An 18,365-nucleotide genomic window follows, 5' to 3' on the forward strand; every position below is an offset into this window, starting at 1 on the left:
GCTCCGATTCTCCGCAAGTCCCTCCAGGGTCGAGTGGGGCAAGACCGGGAGGGCACCGTCTGCAGGCCGGGGGACAGGCCGGACGGGATTCTTGGGTCGCCTGACAGCCACGAGGGCAGGGCAGGCGCTACTCTCAGAGCAGCATCAGCTGCTCGGTCGCCTTGGCGGCGGCGACAAACTGGTCGGTTCGGAGCGTGCGCCGCTCGGCGTTGAGGCCGAGCCGCTTGGCCGTGATCTCGAAGCGCCGGCCGATCTGCCAGGCATAGGGGCCGGCGCCTTTCATCCGCTTGCCCCATTCCGAATCATAGTCCTTGCCGTCGCGCATCGAACGGATCAGCGACATCACGTGCCGGTAGCGGTCGGGATAGTGGCGCAGCAGCCAGTCCTTGAAGATCGGCGCCACCTCGAGCGGCAGGCGCAGGATCACATAGCCGGCCTCGCGGGCGCCTGCGGCGCGTGCCGAATTGAGGATGCGCTCCATCTCCTGGTCGGTCAGGCCGGGAATGATCGGCGCCACCATGACAGAAGCCGGGATGCCGGCATCGGAAAGCTGCCGGATCGCCTCAAGCCGCTTGGTCGGCGTCGACGCGCGTGGCTCCATGGTGCGCGCCAGCATGCGGTCCATCGTTGTCACCGACAGCGCCACCTTGGCCAAGCCCCGTTCGGCCATGCGCGACAAGATGTCGATGTCGCGCGTCACCAGATGGGATTTGGTGACGATGCCGACCGGATGGCCGCGCGCCTCCAGCACTTCGAGGATCTCGCGCATGATCCGGTATTGTTTCTCGATCGGCTGGTAGGGATCGGTGTTGGTGCCGATCGCGATGGTGCGCGGCTGATAGCCATCCTTCGACAGTTCCTTGTCGAGCAGCCGCGCCGCATCCGGCTTGGCAAACAGCTTCGCTTCGAAATCCAGCCCCGGCGACAGGCCCATGAAGGAATGCGTCGGCCGGGCGAAACAATAGACGCAGCCATGCTCGCAGCCGCGATAGGGGTTGATCGAGCGGTCGAAGGAAATGTCGGGCGATTCGTTGCGGGTGATGATGGTGCGCGGCTTCTCGACCTGCACTTCGGTCTTGAACGGCGGCAATTCCTCCAGCGAATTCCAGCCGTCGTCGAACACATGCCGGCTGACCGGCTCGAACCGGCCGGACGGGTTGATGCCCGCGGAACGGCCGCGGTTGCGATCCGGACGGACGCGCATGCCGCTCTGTTCGATCATCGCATTGGCCATCTCGGCTCGCCCTGCTCCGAAAGCAGCAATGTCCGCACGCACGATATGTTCCATTTTGGCCCTTTCCCAAGGACTGTCGGCTGGCTGTCGAATCGCTCTGTTCATGAAAATAATCCTATTTCGCTGATGAGAACAAAGCAAGAACTTTTTCGTTGGGCCATGCAAAACTGGCGCTGCGCCGGGCTTTCCGCTATTCGGCTAAAAATGCTCAGCGTTCTCATCGAAACCCGGGATGACGAAGAAGGCCTTGCCCGCACGCTCGCCTCGTTGATCGGCGGCGCGGTCGAGGGCGTGGTGCGCGATGTCATCGTCTGCGACACCGGCTCGACCGACCAGACGCATCGGGTTGCCGATCATGCCGGCTGCCACTTCGTGGCCGGCGGCATTGCCGCGGGAATCAGGCAGGCGAAGGGTGACTGGCTGCTGTTTCTGGAACCCGGCGCAAGGCTGGCGGAGGGCTGGATCGACGACGTTGTCGCTCACACGGCGCGGCAAACCATGCCGGCGCGCTTTTCCCGTGCGCGCGGCAGCCGCACGCCGTTCCTGTCACGGGTGTTTTCGGGCAACCGGGCGCTGGCCGAAGGGCTGGTCATCAGCAAGCGCCAGGCCGCTGCCCTGTCGAAGAACGCGCACAGCGCCGAAGCCCTTGCGCGCGGTCTCGCCACCAGGCGGCTCGACGCCGAAATCTGGCTGGCGCCGAAGAAGTGATGTTTCTCCCTTTTCCCGTTCCCAGGGAGAAGGGTGCCCGAAGGGCGGATGAGGGGCAGCGTCGGCGTCTCATCCGCATTGGCACGGTCGCAGCACCATCCCTCTTTTTCGCCGCAAAAAGCTATTGTGCATTGCACAAAAGCTGACGCGGGATTAGCATTCCGTTGATGCGGGATATCGGGGTTTGGGTAGTGCCGGAGCGGTAAGCAAGCGCCGCGTCGTCGTTGCTGCCGTTCATATCTGAGGACCCCGATGAACCTTTCGTCCCCTGACAAATCCGGCGCCCCCAGTCTGGAAGCCATTGCCCGCAACGGCAGCCTGCTCCGCCGCATTGCGGTGCGTATCCCGACCTATCTGTCCGACCTGCGCGAAAATCCCGCATGGCTGCCGATGTTCGTGCTTGCCCGCACCATGCCGGCGCGCAAGCTGCACTGGCTTGGCGCCAAAGCCGCGCGCCCCGCGCAGAGTGCCGGAGCGACGATGTTCAGGGGCGTCGACCTCAAGTCGATCGTCGCGGCGCTGCGCACCGATGGCCTGTTCTCCGGACTGGTCCTTCCGCAGGCAATCCACGAAGAGATCGCCAGCTTTGCTCAGAGCACGCCGTGCTTCGGCAATTTCGACCGCCGGCTCGAATTCATGCCCGGAGAACACGCAGAAGCCGAGAAGCGGTTCGGCCGCTCTTTGCTCAGCGGCCACTATTTCGAGCGCATCCTCGGCTGCAAGGCGGCACTCGCCATCCAGAACGACCCGCTGCTGCTCGACATCGCCCAGCACTATCTGGGCGGGCAGGCAAAGCTGATCACCACGCGTGTCTGGTGGAGCTTTCCGACCGGCGAGGCTTCCGACGCCGACAAGAACCTTGCCTCGCTCGGCAAATATCATTTCGATCTCGACGACTGGCGGATGCTGAAATTCTTCTTCTATCTGAAACCCTGCGATGCCGGCACCGGTCCGCATGTCTATGTCAAAGGCAGCCACAACAGGCGCAGTCTCAAGCACCAGCTGACGCTGCTGGTCGGCCATCCGGCGCAAGACGTGCTCAAGGTCTATGGCGACGACAGCCCGGTCACGCTGACCGGCGAGGCCGGCCTCGGCTTCGTCGAGGACCCGTTCGGCTTCCACATGGGCACCGTGCCGTCCACCACGCCACGGCTGATGATGGAGGTCGGCTTCGGCGTCTCGCCGCCCTCGCGCCGCCGCTTCCACGGCGAGCCGGTCATCCGCTGACGCCGGAGCGGATCTCGACCGGCATCCAGCGCGCTTGCCGCCGGGCAATGCGACCCTCTTTGTTCTCGGCATCATAGTCCATTGGGACCGGCTCGCGGTTGAACCGCGGCCGGTGATCCAGCGCATTGACGATGACGATCGCTCTCGGTTCGCCGTCGGTGGTCACAGCAGCGACATAGACGCCGCAGTCCCGGCAGATGAGATAATCGGCGGTGCGCAATCCGAACCGGTATCGGTGCAGCCGCGCCTCGTCCTCGACCGAGACGATCAATCGGCCCTGCGGATCGGCAGCGGCGCGCGAACCATGCCGGACGCAGAACGCGCACTGGCAGGCGCGGATCTCCACCTCGGCCGGCTCGATTCCCGTTTCGAAGGTCAGGTGGATGTTGCCGCAATGGCAGCCGCCGCGGTGCGCGCTCATTGGATCTCTTCCGTCTTGACTTGGCGACAGACTATCCGCCCGACGACCCGGAGGAAATGACCTCTCGAAGGCGCAGCCGCCATTCTGCCTGACAAAGGCAGCACTTGGCCGGCACTTTGCCTTGGTTTACGAGGCGGCCTTGCCGCGCCGCAAATGCTCGTCCAGGCGCGGCATGATCTCGACGAAGTTGCAGGGCATGTGGCGGTAGTCGAGCTGCGGTTTCAGGATGCCGTCCCAGGCGTCCTTGCAGGCGCCGGGCGAGCCCGGCAGCACGAAGACGAAGGTGGCGTTGACGACGCCGCCCGTCGCTCGGCTCTGCACTGTCGAGGTGCCGATCTTGTCGTAGGAAATGCGGTGGAACACTTCGGAAAAGCCATCCATGCGCTTCTCGAAGATCGGCTCCAGCGCCTCCGGCGTCACGTCGCGGCCGGTAAAACCGGTGCCGCCGGTGGTGATGACGACATCGATGTCTTCGTCGCGCGACCAGCCCAGCACCTTGTCGCGGATTTTCTCCCGGTCGTCGGTGACGATGTCGCGCGCGGCCAGGACATGGCCGGCCTCGGCGATGCGATCAGCCAGCGTCTGGCCGGATTTGTCGTCGGCAAGGCTGCGCGTATCGGACACCGTCAGCACCGCGATGCGCACCGGGATGAACAGGCGGCTTTCGTCAATTTTGGTCATCGGCCCCCTCTGAAGCGATGCTTCGTGTCGCGGCGACAAACCACTCCGGTTCGCGGCTGCGGATCTCGGCGGCGGCGCGCTTGGCGACATTGCCGGTCTCGAACAGCCCGAAGCATGTCGCGCCGGAGCCCGACATGCGCGAGAATCCAGATCCGGCCCTGTTCAGCAGGGAAAGCGCTCTGCCGATGGGCGGCTGTATTGCTTGCGCCGGTTCCTCAAGATCGTTGCGGGTGATCTCCAGCCAATTGCGGACGCCGTGGAAATCGAAACCGCGCGGCAGCGGCGGCAGTCCTTCATTGTCGCGTTTTTCAAGTGCATTGAACACATCGGGCGTCGAGACGGCGACGCCGGGATTGACCAGCACCAAAGCGAGCGCCGGAAAATCCGGCACCAGCGACAGCTCGTCGCCGACGCCACGCGCAACCAGCGGTTTTGCCGCAAGACACATCGGCACGTCGGCGCCGAGCGTGAGACCGATCCGGCTCAGTTCGGCCTCACCGATGTCGAGCCCCCAGGTCCGGACAAGACCCTGCAATACCGCCGCCGCGTCGCTCGAGCCGCCGCCGACCCCGGATGCGACCGGCAGGTTCTTTTCCAGCCGGATGGCAACCGGCGCCGTGCTCTGCTGGCCGGCCTGCCTGCGCAGCGCCTCGCGCGCCTTCACCACCAGATTGCTGTCGTCGATCGGCACGGAAGTCGCGTAACGGCCCGATACGGAGAACCGGTCGGCGTCGGCAGGCTCGATCTCGACCCTATCGCCGAAGCGGGTGAAAACGACCAGGCTCTCAAGCAGATGATACCCGTCGGCGCGCCTGCCGGTGACGTGCAGCGCCAGATTTATCTTGGCGGGCGCAAGCCACGTCCGGGCTGCGGCATCCAAACTGTCGGCTGCTGACGGGATGATGCTCAGTCCTTGGCCAAGCGGTATTCGCCGGTCTTGGGATCCTGGACCAGCGTGCCGTTGGTGCCGTTGGCTGCCTGCTTTTCGGTGCGCCGCACCTTGGCGGTCACACGTTCGGCCTCGCGGACGAAAGTGCGGTAGCCGAAATAAGCGGCGGCGCCGACAACTGCGAAGAAAATGATCTGTGGCATTTCAAAGCTCCTCCCTCGCAAGGCGGCAAGGCAGACTGTCAAGCGCTTATGCTAGACGCTTTCCCCGCTTTTTCAAAGCCCGAAGCGCGCCCACAATGCGCGCTCTTCCGCCGCATCGATCACGCCGCTTGCGGCGGCGGCGGCAATATCGGGCGCTGAAAAGTTCGAGCCGAACAGGCCGATGCGGCCAAACAGGCCACGCGGCGCGGTGACCAGCCTGAGCTGGGTTTTCGCGCCGAAGCGGGTTTTCAGTACCGTGCGCATGTCGCTCAACGCATCGACGAGGCCAAGCTCCAGCCCTTTCTTGCCGGTCCAGAACAGGCCGGTGAACAGGTCCGGATCGTCCTTCAGCTTGGTGCCACGGCGTTCCCTGACCAGGTCGATGAAGGTCTCGTGCACTTCCAGCTGCAGCGCCTTCAGGCGCTCGACGTCTTCCCTCTTCTCCGGCTTGAACGGGTCGAGCACCGCCTTGTTCTGGCCGGCGGTGTGGACACGGCGCTCGACACCGATCTTCTTCATCAACTCGGGAAAGCCGAACGAGGCCGAGACGACACCAATCGAACCGACGATGGAGGACGGATCGGCAAAGATCTCGTCGCCGGCGACCGCGATCATGTAGCCGCCCGAGGCCGCCACATCCTCGACGAAGACCAGCACCTTCTTGTTCTTCTCGACCGCGAGGTCGCGGATGCGCTTGAAGATCAGCCGCGACTGCACCGGCGAGCCGCCAGGCGAATTGATCGAAATGGCGACGGCGGGCGCATCGAACAGGAACGCCTTTTCGATGAGGGCGGCGGTGGACGCCAAGGAGAGGCTCGGCCGGAACGGGCCGCCGCCGGCCATGATGGTGCCATGCAGCCTGATGACGGGAATGGTGACGACGCTGGATCGCCAGGATTTCGGCAGCAGGCGGTTGAAAAGGCGTTTCACGAGGTGGCTGTCTCCAAATGGCTTCAACGCATGTAGGGATTTGCCGGTCAACGGCAATGCTGCAATCCATCTCAGCCAACTGTGTGCCGGTTTTGCGGCAACGACACTGACGGGCCCAAATCAATCGCCAAACAGCGATGCCAGTCCGTTGTTGATCATCTCGGTTCGTTCCGACGGGCCGTCGCCCGTTTGCCCATGCAGCATCAAAGGCGGGCGGATCGACAGCTTGCCGCGCGCGCCGAGCGCTGCCCTGACGACAATGCGGATTGCGGCTGCTTCCGGGCGCGGATGCACGGCCAGCATCTCGGCGTCGCCGAAGCGGCCCGACAGCGCATGGAGGAGGTCGCCAAGCTGTTCCGGCCGCGCAATGACGGCCAGGCCCCCGCGCGGCTTGGCGACGGCAGCCGCACTCCGGATCCAGCTTTCGAACAGCCCGTCGTCCATGACATGCGCCTGCCGCCGCAGCGGATCTGGCGTGGCGCGGTCTTGCGCCGCGTTGAAGGGCGGGTTCATGATGACGAAATCGAAGGAATTGTCGGCGAGGCCGGCTTGCGTCCGCGCCCGGCCTGACAGCGTGACGTCGGCGGTCAGCACCGAGGCGCGATTGCCGAGATGCGCATTGCCGGGATGGGCGAGCGTGGTTGTGGCGAAGCCTGCCATCTCGGCCGACCGTTCGACGAGCACGACCTGCGCCTCTGGGCAGCGCGACAGCACGGCGAGACCCGCCGCACCGGCGCCGGCGCCGAAATCGGCGAGGCGTCCAGAAAAGCCGGATGAAACTGCTGCCGCCAGCATCATGGCATCCATCCCGGCGCGATGCCCTGTCCTGGGCTGGACAAGCCAGAAGCGGCCGCGATGGAAGGCATCGACCGTGTGGGCCGGCGTATCGCTGGTAAGCGCGCTCGCTTCAGCCATTATGTCAGGCGGATTTCGTTCTCGATGCCGGCGTCTTTCAAGATGCGCCGCGCCTGATCGGCCTGGTCGGCATCGACCATCACGCGCTTCTGCAAAAGACCGATCGACCCTTCGAGAATGCTCATGTTCTGGTCGGCGACGAAGCAGGCAATCCCGGCATCGCGCATCAGCAATTCGACAAAGGAGATGATCACGGCATCGTTGGTGCGCACGAGTTCTATCATCGGACGAAGTTCGCAGGTTGCAGCGTTGATGTAAACGCTGGAGCATGGCGCCGAAAAGTGTGGAGCGGTTTTCGGGCAACGGCATGCGGTCGCTAAGGTTGACACGCCGTCACCGCAGCCGCGCCAATTCGCCTCTTGCCGTGCCCGTATGTGCCGCCCTAGAGTCCCAGGCGGGACCAGGGTGCCGTCGCACGCGTGATCAAAGACGGGAGTGTTTGTTGGTGGGTGTCGTTCTCAACATCGAAAACGGGAAGCGGGAACCCGCCTCCATCAAGGATCTCATCGACCTGACAGCAGCCGATATGGGGCGCGTCAACAAACTGATCCTGTCCAAGGCCGGCTCCGACGTCGAGATGATCCCGGAGGTCGCCAATCATCTGATCTCGTCGGGCGGCAAAAGGCTGCGTCCCATGCTGACGCTCGCGGCGGCCCAGATGTTCGGCTATTCCGGCGAGGGCCACGTCAAGCTCGCCACCGCGGTCGAGTTCATGCACACCGCCACGCTGCTCCATGACGACGTCGTCGACGAGAGCGGCATGCGGCGCGGCAAAAAGACTGCCCGCATGATCTGGGGCAACCAGGCGAGCGTGCTGGTCGGCGATTTCCTGCTCGGCCAGGCTTTTCGCATGATGGTCGATGTCGGTTCGCTGGAAGCGCTCGACATCCTGTCCAGCGCCGCCTCGATCATCGCCGAGGGCGAGGTGATGCAGCTGGCGGCAGCCAAGAACCTGGATACCACCGAGGACGAGCATTTCGCCGTCATCAAGGCCAAGACCGCGGCGCTGTTCTCGGCTGCCGCCGAGGTCGGTCCGGTCATCGCATCGGCGACGCGCAACGATCGCGCCGCATTGCGCTCCTACGGCATGAATCTCGGCCTTGCCTTCCAGCTCATCGACGATGCGCTGGATTACGGCGGCTCCAGCCAGGAGCTGGGCAAGAATGTCGGCGACGATTTCCGCGAAGGCAAGGTGACGCTGCCGGTCATCCTCGCCTACCGGCGCGGCACCAAGGCCGAGCGCACCTTCTGGAAGCGCGCCATCGAGGACAATGTCACCGACGATGCCGGCCTGGAAAAGGCGATCGGCCTGATGACCCGCCATGGCGCCATTGCCGACACCATCGGACGGGCCCGCCATTTCGGCGAGATCGCCCGCGACGCGCTGGCGCCGCTGGAAGCGACGCCGCAGAAATCGGCGCTGATCGACGTCATCGACTTCTGCATCAGCCGGGTGAACTGACCCGCGCCTGGCGCCAAAGCAAGTTTGCACGCAAAATCGGGCAATCACCGCTCGACAATCGGCAGCAGTGCAAATTATCTATAAAACATGGCAAAGACCGCAGACGACACCATCGCCGTGCGCATCAGCAAGGTGCTGGCGGATCGCATCATATCGGGTGCGATCGAACCGGGAGCCCGGCTGCGGCAGGATCACATCGCCGAGGAATTCCAGACCAGCCATGTCCCGGTGCGCGAAGCCTTCCGGCGCCTGGAGGCGCAAGGGCTGGCGGTCAGTGAGCCCAGGCGGGGCGTACGCGTCGCCGCCTTCGACCTCGGCGAAGTCAGGGAAGTCGCCGAAATGCGGGCAGCGCTCGAAGTGCTGGCGCTGCGCCATGCCGCGCCGCATCTGACGGCTTCCATTCTCAACCTTGCCGAAGAAGCCACAAAGGCCGGCGACAAATCCCGCGATGTCCGCTCTTGGGAGGAGGCCAACCGCACCTTCCACCGGCTGATCCTGGCGCCCTGCGGCATGCCGCGGCTCATCGCCACCATCGACGATTTGCACGCCGCAAGCGCCCGCTTCCTGTTCGCCGCCTGGCGCTCGGAATGGGAAATCCGCACCGACCAGGATCATCGCGCGATCCTGAGCGCGCTGCGGCAAGGCAACACCGAATTGGCCGCGGCCACGCTTGGCCGGCACGTTCAGTGGATCGGCCAGAAACCGGTCAAGACCGCGTCGGGCAAGATGCGCGAAGCGTTTGCCATCGTCGGGTAGGGACGAAGGGACAAGTCGTCGGATTCCGCGCGTAGCGATCCTTCACACCCCCCTCTGTCCTGCCGGACATCTCCCCCGCAAGGGGGGAGATCAACAGCTTTGCCGTTGCGTTAGTCCTGCAACGTCGGCCATTGGCGAAAGCAAAGGCGACATCCGATCTCCCCACTTGCGGGGGAGATGGCCGGCAGGCCAGAGGGGGGTGCTGTCCCGCCAGCTTTTCCAAATGTCCTTTATTCGACACGCAAGCCCAAGCCTTTTTAGGGGCGAGGGTTGCCATTCCCGCGCAAATATGGATTCGATAATAGATCGAACAACAAAATTATCTATAATTCAAACCAGCCAGGGAAGCCGCCATGACCGACATCGCCTTTTCGCCCTCCAAGCCCTCCTTCAGCCCGTTGCGCCTGCAAACCCGCTCGTATGCCTGGCAAGCCGCGGCCATCGTCATCGGCACGCTGTCCATTGCGCTCGCCTCCTACATGGAAGTGCCGATGCTGCCGGTTCCAATGAACATGCAGACCTTTGCGGTGACGCTGGTGGGCGCGCTCTACGGCTGGCGGCTCGGCGCGATCACCATCGCCGCATGGCTCGTCGAGGGCGCTGTGGGTTTGCCGGTGCTATCGGGCGGAGCTGCCGGCATCCAGCATTTTGCCGGGCCGACCGCCGGTTATCTCTTCGCCTTCCCGGTCGTCGGCGCGCTGGTCGGCTGGCTGGCCGAACGCGGCTGGAACGGCAACCGCGTGCTGCTCGCCTTCGCCGGCATGGTCCTCGGCAACCTCACCTGCCTGGTTCTCGGAACGGCCTGGCTCGCCGTCATGATCGGCCTCGAACAGGCCATCGCCTTCGGTTTCCTGCCGTTCCTCGTCGGCGGTCTGTTGAAATCGGCGCTCGGCGCCGCGACGCTCAAGCTGTTTTGGAGCAACAAGGCGGACCCGGCAGGAGCATGATCCCGAAAAGTGGAGTCCGGTTTTCGGAAGAGATCATGCTCAAACAAAGAGATGGAGCCCCATCCCGATACCATCGGGATGGAACAGGCTCCGCTGGCGCGTCCTGACCGATGACCGTCCGGCTGCGCTCCCACCATCTGCTTTGCCTGCTGACCTATATTGGCGAAGGGTACAGCGCAGCCTTCGTCGCCAATTATGACGTGATCGCGAAACGTCTGGGCCGGGGCGAGGATATTCTGATCGTCTCCGGCCCCGACGACATCTGTCGGCCGCTGCTCGGCGAGGCCGAGCCCCACTGCTTGCGCGAAAGCGCGGCAGGCCGGGACGAGCTGGCAGCACGCGATGTCGGCAAGCTGCTGGCCCGGCCCATCGAGGCGGGCGTCCGTCTCAGCCTCGACGCGGCAACGCTTGCCGCCTTGCGCGCGGCCTTTTCAGCCGGCGTGACGCGTGAGGCCTGCCAGGGTTGCGAGTGGGCCGGCCTGTGCAGCACGATAGCGGCAGGCGGATATCGCGACGTCAGGCTGTAGCTCCCAACCCCGATCTGCTATTGTCGGAACCGACAGTGTCTGCGTCGCCATGGTTTGTTAATCGGGTGACCCGATTGTGAATTCGGCCCGGATTGAAGCCTGACCCCAAAAAGGCCATGCTTTGTCAGGAAACATCGAGTCTATGGCTTCTCCGCGCCGACGCGGGATGGCGCTTGGCTGAAAGGGATACGATGCGGCAAGGAAGTGCGCGCTGGCTCGCGGGGCTGGCAATTGTGGCAGGGATGGCGATTTCTCCGCTGCCTGCCTACGCCAAGGAATTGACCGACCCGGTCAAGATCACCTCCTTCTCGGGCGCCTATCTCGCCGCCCGCATCGCCGAAGGCGACAACGACCTCGACAATGCCATCGCTTATTACAAGCAGGCGCTCGCCTTCAATCCCGGCGACACCTCGCTGCAGCAAAGCCTGATGCTGTCGCTGATCGCGCAAGGCCGCTTCGAGGAATCGCTGGTCTATGCCGACAACCTCAAGGCAGTTCCCGACGTCGAGCGCTTCTCGCGTCTGGCTCTGGCGGTCGATTCCTTCCACAAGAAGGATTTCACCAAGGCGCAGTACTGGCTCAAGCTGTCGCTCGAATCCGATCTCGACCGACTGATTTCCGGCGTCATGTCCGGCTGGGCACAAGAGGGCGCCGGCGACCCCACCGGGGCGATGGCCTCGATCGACAAACTGCAGGGGCCTGACTGGTTCGGCCTGTTCAAGTCCTTCCACCGCGCGCTGATCGCCGATGCCGCAGGCCTATCGGACAAGGCCGACGCGCTTTATGACGCGACCCTGACCGACGTCACGGCCGGCGGTGCCGCGCCCGAGACATGGATGCGCAACGCCCAGGCCTACGCGTCTTTCCTGGCGCGCAAGGGCAACAAGAACAAGGCGCTCTACGTGCTCGACAAGGCCGAGGCGTTCGCGCCCGGCAAGCTCGACATCCAGGCGCTTCGCGACAGGATCAGCAAGGGCGACAAGATCGAGCCCTTCGTCGCCAGTCCCTCCGAAGGCGCCGCTGAAATCCTGCTCGACCTCGCCATCGCGCTCAATCGCGGCGGCGGCGAGCCGTTCGTGCGCCTCTATCTGCAATATGCGCTCGCGCTCAAGCCCGACAGCGACGCCGCTTTGGTGCAGCTTGCCGCCGTTGCGGAGCAGTTGAAGGACGGCGAAGGCGCCATTGCCCTCTATAGCCGCATTCCAGCCTCTTCGCCTCTGAAAGAGCTTTCCGACCTGCAGCTCGGCCTCAACCTTGCCGATCTCAACCGTCACGACGAGGCGATCGCCCATCTGAAGACATTCGTCGAAGCTCACCCCGATGACATGCGCGCCTATCTGGCGCTCGGCGGGGTCTATGCCTCGAAGGAGGATTTCCGCTCCGCCGCCACTCTCTATGACAAGGCGGTCGCGGTGCTGAAGACGCCGACCAATGCCAACTGGAACATCTACTATCAGCGCGGCATCGCCTATGAGCGGCTGAAGGAATGGCCCAAGGCCGAACCGAACTTCCTCAAGGCGCTGGAACTGTTCCCCGACCAGCCGCAGGTGCTGAACTATCTCGGCTATTCCTGGGTCGACATGAACATGAACCTCAAGGAAGGCCTGGCGATGATCCAAAAGGCCGTCGACCTCAGGCCGAGCGACGGCTACATAGTCGATTCGCTGGGCTGGGCCTATTTCCGCATGGGCCGGTTCGACGACGCCGTGCGCGAAATGGAGCGCGCCGTGTCGCTCAAGCCGGAAGATCCGGTGCTCAACGACCATCTCGGCGATGCCTATTGGCGCGTCGGCCGCAAGCTCGAAGCCACTTTCCAGTGGAACCAGGCGCGCGACCTGAAGCCGGATCCCGATGTGCTTGCCATTTTGCAGCAGAAGCTGATGAAGGGCCTGCCGCCGATCGAATCCAACACGGCGCAGGAAACCCCGAAGGTCAAGCCGGCCACCCCGCCAGCGCCGAAGGGGTGATCGGGCCATACTTCTGATGAAACGGGGCTCGCTGAGCCCCGTTTTTGTTTCGGCTTGGCGTCTTAGAGCAATTCCAGGAAAAGTGTGCGCGGTTTTCCGCTCGGAATTGCGACAGAAACAAAGAGATAGAGACGCCCTATCGCGATCGTCATTCTATGGCGGAGCAAGGAGCGAAGCGACGGGGCGCAGACCCAGCGTTGGCGCTCATTCTAGAACAGCTTTCGGTAGACGACGAAGCCCGAGAGATCGCCGATCTTGTCGTAGAGCTTCATCGCCGTGTGGTTGGTTTCGTGTGTCAGCCAGTAGACGCGGCTGGAGCCTGCGGTTTGCGCCCTGGTATAGACGTCTTCGATCAGTGCCCGGCCGACGCCCTTGCCGCGCGACGCCTCATTGGTGAAGAGGTCCTGCAGATAGCAGTTCGGCGAAATCGCCGTCGTGGTGCGGTGATAGAGATAGTGGACAAGACCGAGAAGCTTGCCTTCGCTCTCCGCGACCAGCGCATGCATAGGCTCATAGGCATCGAAGAAGCGCGACCATGTCATTGCAGTGATGTCACCGGGCAGGGCGGTCTCGCCCGAGCGGCCGTAAAACGCATTGTAGCCGTCCCACAGCGGCAGCCATTGCTCGTAATCCTCTCGGGTGACGGGGCGTACGGTGAGCTGGCCTTGCATGGCTGAACCTCTGTCGTTGAAGCTGGGCGAGCAAACGGCCACCGGCACCGTCCGGCAATGGGCCAGTCCGAAGCAAAGCGTTCAACCTCTCATCAAGGCGGCGATAGGCGCTGCCTTGACGCTAGCCGGCCCGGCAACTAGGGAATGGCATCATTTCAGCGCTTTCCGAGGCCGCCGTGACGTCAGACAGTCCAGCCCATATACATCCCAGCCGCTCGTTCCAGGGGCTGATCCTGACCCTGCACAATTACTGGGCCGCCTATGGCTGCGTCATCCTGCAGCCTTACGACATGGAAGTCGGCGCCGGCACCTTCCATCCGGCCACCACGCTGCGCGCGCTCGGGCCCAAGGGCTGGAACGCCGCCTATGTCCAGCCCTCGCGCCGGCCCAAGGACGGCCGCTACGGCGAAAACCCCAACCGGCTGCAGCATTATTACCAGTACCAGGTGATCCTGAAGCCCAACCCGCCGAACCTGCAGGAGCTCTATCTCGGCTCGCTCAAGGCGATCGGCGTCGATCCGTTGCTGCACGACATTCGCTTCGTCGAGGACGACTGGGCAAGCCCGACGCTTGGCGCCTGGGGGCTCGGCTGGGAGTGCTGGTGCGACGGCATGGAAGTGTCGCAGTTCACCTATTTCCAGCAGGTCTGCGGCATCGAATGCGCGCCGGTGGCGGGAGAACTGACCTACGGCCTGGAGCGGCTGGCCATGTATGTGCAGGGCGTCGACAATGTCTACGACCTCAACTTCAATGGCCGAGAAGGCGCCGAAAAAGTCACCTATGGCGATGTCTTCCTGCAGGCCGAGCAGGAATATTCCAGGCACAATTTCGAATATGCCAACACCGCCATGCTGCTCAGGCATTTCGAGGACGCCGAAGCCGAATGCAAGGCGCTGCTCGCGGCCGGCGCCCCGGCTTCGAACGACAATCTGCCGATGCACCGCATGGTCTTCCCGGCCTATGACCAGTGCATCAAGGCCAGCCACGTCTTCAACCTGCTCGACGCGCGCGGCGTGATTTCGGTGACCGAGCGGCAGAGCTACATCCTGCGGGTGCGCAATCTGGCGAAAGCCTGCGGCGAGGCATTTTTGCAGACCCAGGCCGGCGGGCTCGCCGCCTGAGGCTCACTTCATCATTTCGAGGGAAATGTTGATTGGGGCCAACATCGGGCCAGTCGACCCCGCCATGGTCCGCATAGCCTGCCGTACGCCCGGCATCGAGAAGGCGCCATGCACCTGCGCGGCGAAACAGGCGCTGAGCGCGATGATCTGGAGAAGTCTCGATGCCGTTTTCATGGTCGTTCAGCCAATAGGTCCCTGCCTGAGCGTTGGTCGCTTCAGCGCTGCGTTTGGTTCATGGAAATCTTTGATCAAAGGACGGGCGGGCTGGTTGCGGCCCGACAGGGGGGGTCAAAATTCCTGGAAACAGCGGTCAGCCGAGTTGCCATGCCCTCTTACCACCCCCTAGATGGGGGAGGTCGCCGCGAAGCGGCGGGTGGGGGTGACAGCGCGACGTTCCATGCCAAAACTCGATCGATTCAAGCTGCAGTCTGCGCAAAGGCTTCGCGCGGCGATGACCGACGAGGAACGCATCCTGTGGCGGCATCTGTGGCGCATTCCAGTAGAAGGCACTCATTTTCGCAGGCAGGCGTCGGTAGGCGTTTACTTCCCTGATTTCATCTCCCACCGGCTGAAGCTGATCATTGAGGTGGACGGTGCCCATCACAGCTTCGATGACCAGCTGCGCCATGACGAGCGTCGAACGAAATGGTTCGAGAGCCAAGGCTACCGCGTCATTCGCTTCTGGAACCATGAAATCAAAAACGAACTGGATTCCGTGCTCGATACGATCTATGCGGCGGTGGAAGAACGAAAATCACACCTGCGTTTGCGCGATGGTGCCGAAGGTATCGGCGGCTGAGAGGTCGCCACCCCACCCCGGCGCTACGCGCCGACCCTCCCCATCAAGGGGAGGGTGGGAGCTTAACCATGCCAGACCTGCTCTTAGAACTTCGCTCCGAGGAAATCCCCGCCCAGCCGCGCGTCCGCAGCGCCGGAGGCGCGAGGACGCGCAATCAGGAAGAAGGCATGCGGGTGGAGAAACTCTGATGCCTGATCTTTTGCTAGAACTTCGCTCCGAGGAAATCCCCGCCCGGCCGCGCAACCGCAGCGCCGGAGGCGCGAGGACGCGCAATCAGGGAGAAGGCATGCGGGTGGAGAAACTCTGATGCCTGATCTTTTGCTAGAACTTCGCTCCGAGGAAATCCCCGCCCGGCCGCGCAACCGCAGCGCCGGAGGCGCGAGGACGCGCAATCAGGGAGAAGGCATGCGGGTGGAGAAACTCTGATGCCGGATTTGTTGCTGGAACTCCGCTCCGAGGAAATCCCCGCCCGCATGCAGCGCAAGGCGGCGGGCGATCTCAGGAAGATGCTGACCGACGGTCTGGTCGAGGCGGGTCTGACCTATGACGCCGCGCGCGAATACTGGACGCCGCGGCGCCTGGCGCTCGATGTCAGGGGCCTGACCGCGCGCTCGAAGGACATCCACGAGGAGATCAAGGGGCCGTCGACGGCGGCGCCGGAACAGGCGGTGCAGGGTTTTCTGCGCAAGGCAGGCCTTGCCTCGGTTGCCGAGGCGCATGTCCATTCCGATCCGAAGAAGGGCGATTTCTACGTCGCCCATATTTCGAAGCCGGGCAGGGCGGCGGAAGAAATCGTCGCCGAACTGGTGCCGGCCATCATCCGCAGCTTCCCGTGGCCGACATCGATGCGCTGGGGGCCGGCTTCGGCCAAGCCCGGTTCGCTGCGCTGGGTGCGGCCGCTGCAGACGATCCTGTGCACCTTCGGCCCGGAGACCGAGGAGCCGGTGGTGGTCGATTTCGAGATCGATGGCATCCGCTCGGGCAATATCACCTATGGCCATCGTTTCATGGCGCCGGGTGAAATCACCGTGCGCCGCTTCGACGATTACGTGACCAAGCTGGAAGCGGCCAAGGTCGTGCTCGATGGCGACCGCCGCAAGGAGATCATCCTTGCCGACGCCCGCAACCTCGCCTTCGCCAACGGGCTCGATCTGGTCGAGGACGAAGGGTTGTTGGAAGAAGTGTCGGGCCTGGTCGAATGGCCGGTGGTGCTGATGGGCGAATACGAGCAGGCCTTTCTCGCCATTCCGCCCGAGGTGGTCCGGCTAACCATCCGCGCCAATCAGAAATGCTTTGTCACCCGGCCGCAAGGCGACGGCGAAAACCTCTCCAACCGCTTCATCCTCACCGCCAACATCGAGGCCAAGGACGGCGGCAAGGAGATCGCGCACGGCAACGGCAAGGTGGTGCGTGCCCGCCTGTCGGACGCGCTGTATTTCTGGAAGACCGACCAGGGCGATCTGCCCGATCTGGGAGAGCTCGAGGCATCGGCAAAAAAGTTCGGCCTCGATCTGAAGAAACCGCTCGACCAGCGCATGGCCCGCCTCGACCATCTCAATGTCACCTTCCACGCCAAGCTCGGCACGCAAGGCGAGCGGGTGGAGCGGATCAAGCGGCTGGCGCAAGAGATCGCGCCGACAGTGGCGCACTCCATCTTCCCCCTCGAGGGGGAGATGGCCGGCAGGCCAGAGGGGGTCGCTTCGGCTGCCGCGACGCCGTCCGGTCTCTCGAAGAAAGAGGGAGTTGGCGCTCCACGCGAGACGACCCCCTCTGTCGCCTTCGGCGACATCTCCCCCTCAAGGGGGGAGATTGCCGCGCTCGCCGGGCGTGCGTCGGTGCTCGCCAAGGCCGATCTCACCACCGAAGTGGTCGGAGAATTCCCCGAACTGCAAGGCGCCATGGGGCGCAAGTATGCGCTGCTGCAGGGTGAGCATCCGTCCGTGGCCGCGGCGATCGAGGAACACTACAAGCCGCAAGGTCCGTCCGACCGCGTGCCGACCGATCCGGTGTCGATTGCCGTCGCACTCGCCGACAAAATCGATACGCTGGTCGGGTTCTGGGCGATCGATGAAAAGCCCACGGGCTCGAAGGATCCTTACGCGCTGAGAAGGGCCGCACTGGGCGTGGTGAGAATCCTGATCGAGAATGGGATCTCACTGCCGCTGACATCGCTCTTCGATAGTGCCTATCAAACGGCGAGTTATCTCGCGTCTAAGGCTGGACGGGCCTTTGGCTCCGACCTCCTCGCCTTCTTCCACGATCGCCTGAAGGTCTATCTCCGCGACCAGGGCGCTCGGCATGATCTCATTGACGCCGTGCTGGCAGGTGGTGGAAGCGCGCCAATCTCCCCCCTTGTGGGGGCGGCGAAGCCGACAGAGGGGGGCGCTGTCCAACCGACCTCTCATTCTGGCGCGCCCCCCTCGGCCCTGCCGGGCATCTCCCCCACAAGGGGGGAGATCGGCCAATCGCAGTCGGACGACCTCCTGCAGATCGTCCGCCGCGTCGAAGCGTTGGGCTCCTTCCTCGACACCGAGAATGGCAAGAACCTGCTCGCCGGCACCAAGCGCGCGGCCAACATTCTGGCGGCCGAGGAGAAGAAGAAAACGCTCGTCGCCGAGACTGTTGAGCCGGCGCTGTTTCGCGAGGAGGCCGAGAAATCGCTGTTTGCAGCGGTGAATCAGGCGGAGAGAGAAGCCGGCGAAGCGATTCAAAACGAAGACTTTTCCGCCGCCATGCTGGCGCTTAGCGTGCTGCGCGAACCGGTTGATTCATTCTTTGAACGTGTTCTCGTGAATGATGAGGACCAGGCCGTGCGCGCCAACCGTCTGGCATTGCTCGCCCGCATCCGCACGGCCACCGACCAGGTGGCTGATTTCTCCAGAATAGCTGGCTAGCTAAGGGACGGAC

At 63.7% G+C, this 18,365-nt stretch carries 19 protein-coding genes; 10 read left to right on the plus strand and 9 right to left on the minus strand.

Going from position 1 to position 18,365, the window contains the following annotated elements; translation table 11 throughout:
* Positions 1–133: 133 nt before the first annotated feature.
* Entirely contained in the window at positions 134–1,288 is a 1,155-nt protein-coding gene (locus AC3EML_RS12645; protein WP_460221947.1) for a PA0069 family radical SAM protein, read from the minus strand.
* A gap of 150 nt (positions 1,289–1,438) precedes the next feature.
* Here AC3EML_RS12645 and AC3EML_RS12650 point away from each other — a divergent pair, with 150 nt between their 5' ends.
* Both AC3EML_RS12650 and AC3EML_RS12655 read left to right on the plus strand, forming a co-directional pair.
* Positions 1,439–1,942: a glycosyltransferase gene (locus tag AC3EML_RS12650; RefSeq protein WP_023684377.1), complete on the plus strand. Its 504-nt coding sequence runs from the start codon at positions 1,439–1,441 to the stop codon at positions 1,940–1,942.
* 252 nt (positions 1,943–2,194) lie between these two features.
* The gene (locus AC3EML_RS12655) at positions 2,195–3,169 is read left to right on the plus strand and encodes a hypothetical protein (RefSeq protein WP_023687106.1); all 975 of its coding nucleotides are present in this window, start codon (positions 2,195–2,197) and stop codon (positions 3,167–3,169) included.
* Here AC3EML_RS12655 and AC3EML_RS12660 read toward each other — a convergent pair.
* The 7 genes from AC3EML_RS12660 to AC3EML_RS12690 form a co-directional block, all read right to left on the minus strand.
* A complete protein-coding gene (locus AC3EML_RS12660; RefSeq protein ID WP_023687107.1) occupies positions 3,159–3,590 on the minus strand; it encodes a GFA family protein in 432 nt (143 codons plus the stop codon). The two genes, AC3EML_RS12655 and AC3EML_RS12660, sit on opposite strands and share 11 nt — an antisense overlap.
* Positions 3,591–3,716: 126 nt before the next feature.
* The gene (moaB, locus tag AC3EML_RS12665; RefSeq protein WP_023726394.1) at positions 3,717–4,271 is read right to left on the minus strand and encodes a molybdenum cofactor biosynthesis protein B; all 555 of its coding nucleotides are present in this window, start codon (positions 4,269–4,271) and stop codon (positions 3,717–3,719) included.
* On the minus strand, positions 4,258–5,151 hold the full coding sequence (locus AC3EML_RS12670) for a 4-(cytidine 5'-diphospho)-2-C-methyl-D-erythritol kinase (RefSeq protein WP_352521271.1): 894 nt from the start codon (positions 5,149–5,151) through the stop codon (positions 4,258–4,260). The genes moaB and AC3EML_RS12670 overlap by 14 nt, the downstream gene beginning before the upstream one ends.
* A gap of 26 nt (positions 5,152–5,177) precedes the next feature.
* Positions 5,178–5,363 carry a membrane protein gene (locus AC3EML_RS12675; protein ID WP_023668475.1) on the minus strand — a complete coding sequence of 62 codons (186 nt, stop codon included), beginning with the start codon at positions 5,361–5,363 and terminating at the stop codon, positions 5,178–5,180.
* A gap of 72 nt (positions 5,364–5,435) precedes the next feature.
* Positions 5,436–6,293 carry a S49 family peptidase gene (locus AC3EML_RS12680; protein ID WP_023668474.1) on the minus strand — a complete coding sequence of 286 codons (858 nt, stop codon included), beginning with the start codon at positions 6,291–6,293 and terminating at the stop codon, positions 5,436–5,438.
* A 120-nt stretch (positions 6,294–6,413) separates the two neighbouring features.
* Positions 6,414–7,208, minus strand: coding sequence for a tRNA1(Val) (adenine(37)-N6)-methyltransferase (locus tag AC3EML_RS12685; RefSeq protein ID WP_023684372.1), 795 nt, complete (start codon positions 7,206–7,208; stop codon positions 6,414–6,416).
* Positions 7,208–7,432 carry a putative signal transducing protein gene (locus AC3EML_RS12690; protein ID WP_488505225.1) on the minus strand — a complete coding sequence of 75 codons (225 nt, stop codon included), beginning with the start codon at positions 7,430–7,432 and terminating at the stop codon, positions 7,208–7,210. Before AC3EML_RS12690 ends, AC3EML_RS12685 begins: the two co-directional genes overlap by 1 nt.
* A gap of 221 nt (positions 7,433–7,653) precedes the next feature.
* On the opposite strand from AC3EML_RS12690, the gene AC3EML_RS12695 reads away from it, so the two are divergent.
* From AC3EML_RS12695 to AC3EML_RS12715, 5 genes are all read left to right on the plus strand, one after another.
* Positions 7,654–8,670: a polyprenyl synthetase family protein gene (locus AC3EML_RS12695; RefSeq protein ID WP_023668471.1), complete on the plus strand. Its 1,017-nt coding sequence runs from the start codon at positions 7,654–7,656 to the stop codon at positions 8,668–8,670.
* 87 nt (positions 8,671–8,757) lie between these two features.
* Positions 8,758–9,426: a GntR family transcriptional regulator gene (locus tag AC3EML_RS12700; protein WP_460221696.1), complete on the plus strand. Its 669-nt coding sequence runs from the start codon at positions 8,758–8,760 to the stop codon at positions 9,424–9,426.
* A gap of 353 nt (positions 9,427–9,779) precedes the next feature.
* Positions 9,780–10,373: a biotin transporter BioY gene (locus AC3EML_RS12705; RefSeq protein WP_352521272.1), complete on the plus strand. Its 594-nt coding sequence runs from the start codon at positions 9,780–9,782 to the stop codon at positions 10,371–10,373.
* Between the two features lie 110 nt (positions 10,374–10,483).
* Complete coding sequence (locus tag AC3EML_RS12710) at positions 10,484–10,900, plus strand: DUF1284 domain-containing protein (protein WP_352521273.1); 417 nt, start codon at positions 10,484–10,486, stop codon at positions 10,898–10,900.
* Between the two features lie 191 nt (positions 10,901–11,091).
* Positions 11,092–12,867, plus strand: a complete 1,776-nt coding sequence (locus AC3EML_RS12715; protein ID WP_488505399.1) for a tetratricopeptide repeat protein — start codon at positions 11,092–11,094, stop codon at positions 12,865–12,867.
* 209 nt (positions 12,868–13,076) lie between these two features.
* On the opposite strand, the gene AC3EML_RS12720 is transcribed toward AC3EML_RS12715, so the two are convergent.
* Positions 13,077–13,538: a GNAT family N-acetyltransferase gene (locus AC3EML_RS12720; protein WP_023684366.1), complete on the minus strand. Its 462-nt coding sequence runs from the start codon at positions 13,536–13,538 to the stop codon at positions 13,077–13,079.
* Positions 13,539–13,714: 176 nt separating this feature from the next.
* On the opposite strand from AC3EML_RS12720, the gene AC3EML_RS12725 reads away from it, so the two are divergent.
* From AC3EML_RS12725 to glyS, 3 genes are all read left to right on the plus strand, one after another.
* Positions 13,715–14,659 carry a glycine--tRNA ligase subunit alpha gene (locus AC3EML_RS12725; protein WP_023684365.1) on the plus strand — a complete coding sequence of 315 codons (945 nt, stop codon included), beginning with the start codon at positions 13,715–13,717 and terminating at the stop codon, positions 14,657–14,659.
* 397 nt (positions 14,660–15,056) lie between these two features.
* Complete coding sequence (locus AC3EML_RS12730; protein ID WP_023692101.1) at positions 15,057–15,458, plus strand: endonuclease domain-containing protein; 402 nt, start codon at positions 15,057–15,059, stop codon at positions 15,456–15,458.
* A 425-nt stretch (positions 15,459–15,883) separates the two neighbouring features.
* On the plus strand, positions 15,884–18,352 hold the full coding sequence (glyS, locus tag AC3EML_RS12735) for a glycine--tRNA ligase subunit beta (protein ID WP_352521274.1): 2,469 nt from the start codon (positions 15,884–15,886) through the stop codon (positions 18,350–18,352).
* The last annotated feature ends 13 nt before the right edge of the window (positions 18,353–18,365 follow it).

The organism is Mesorhizobium sp. P170090 (assembly GCF_057786115.1).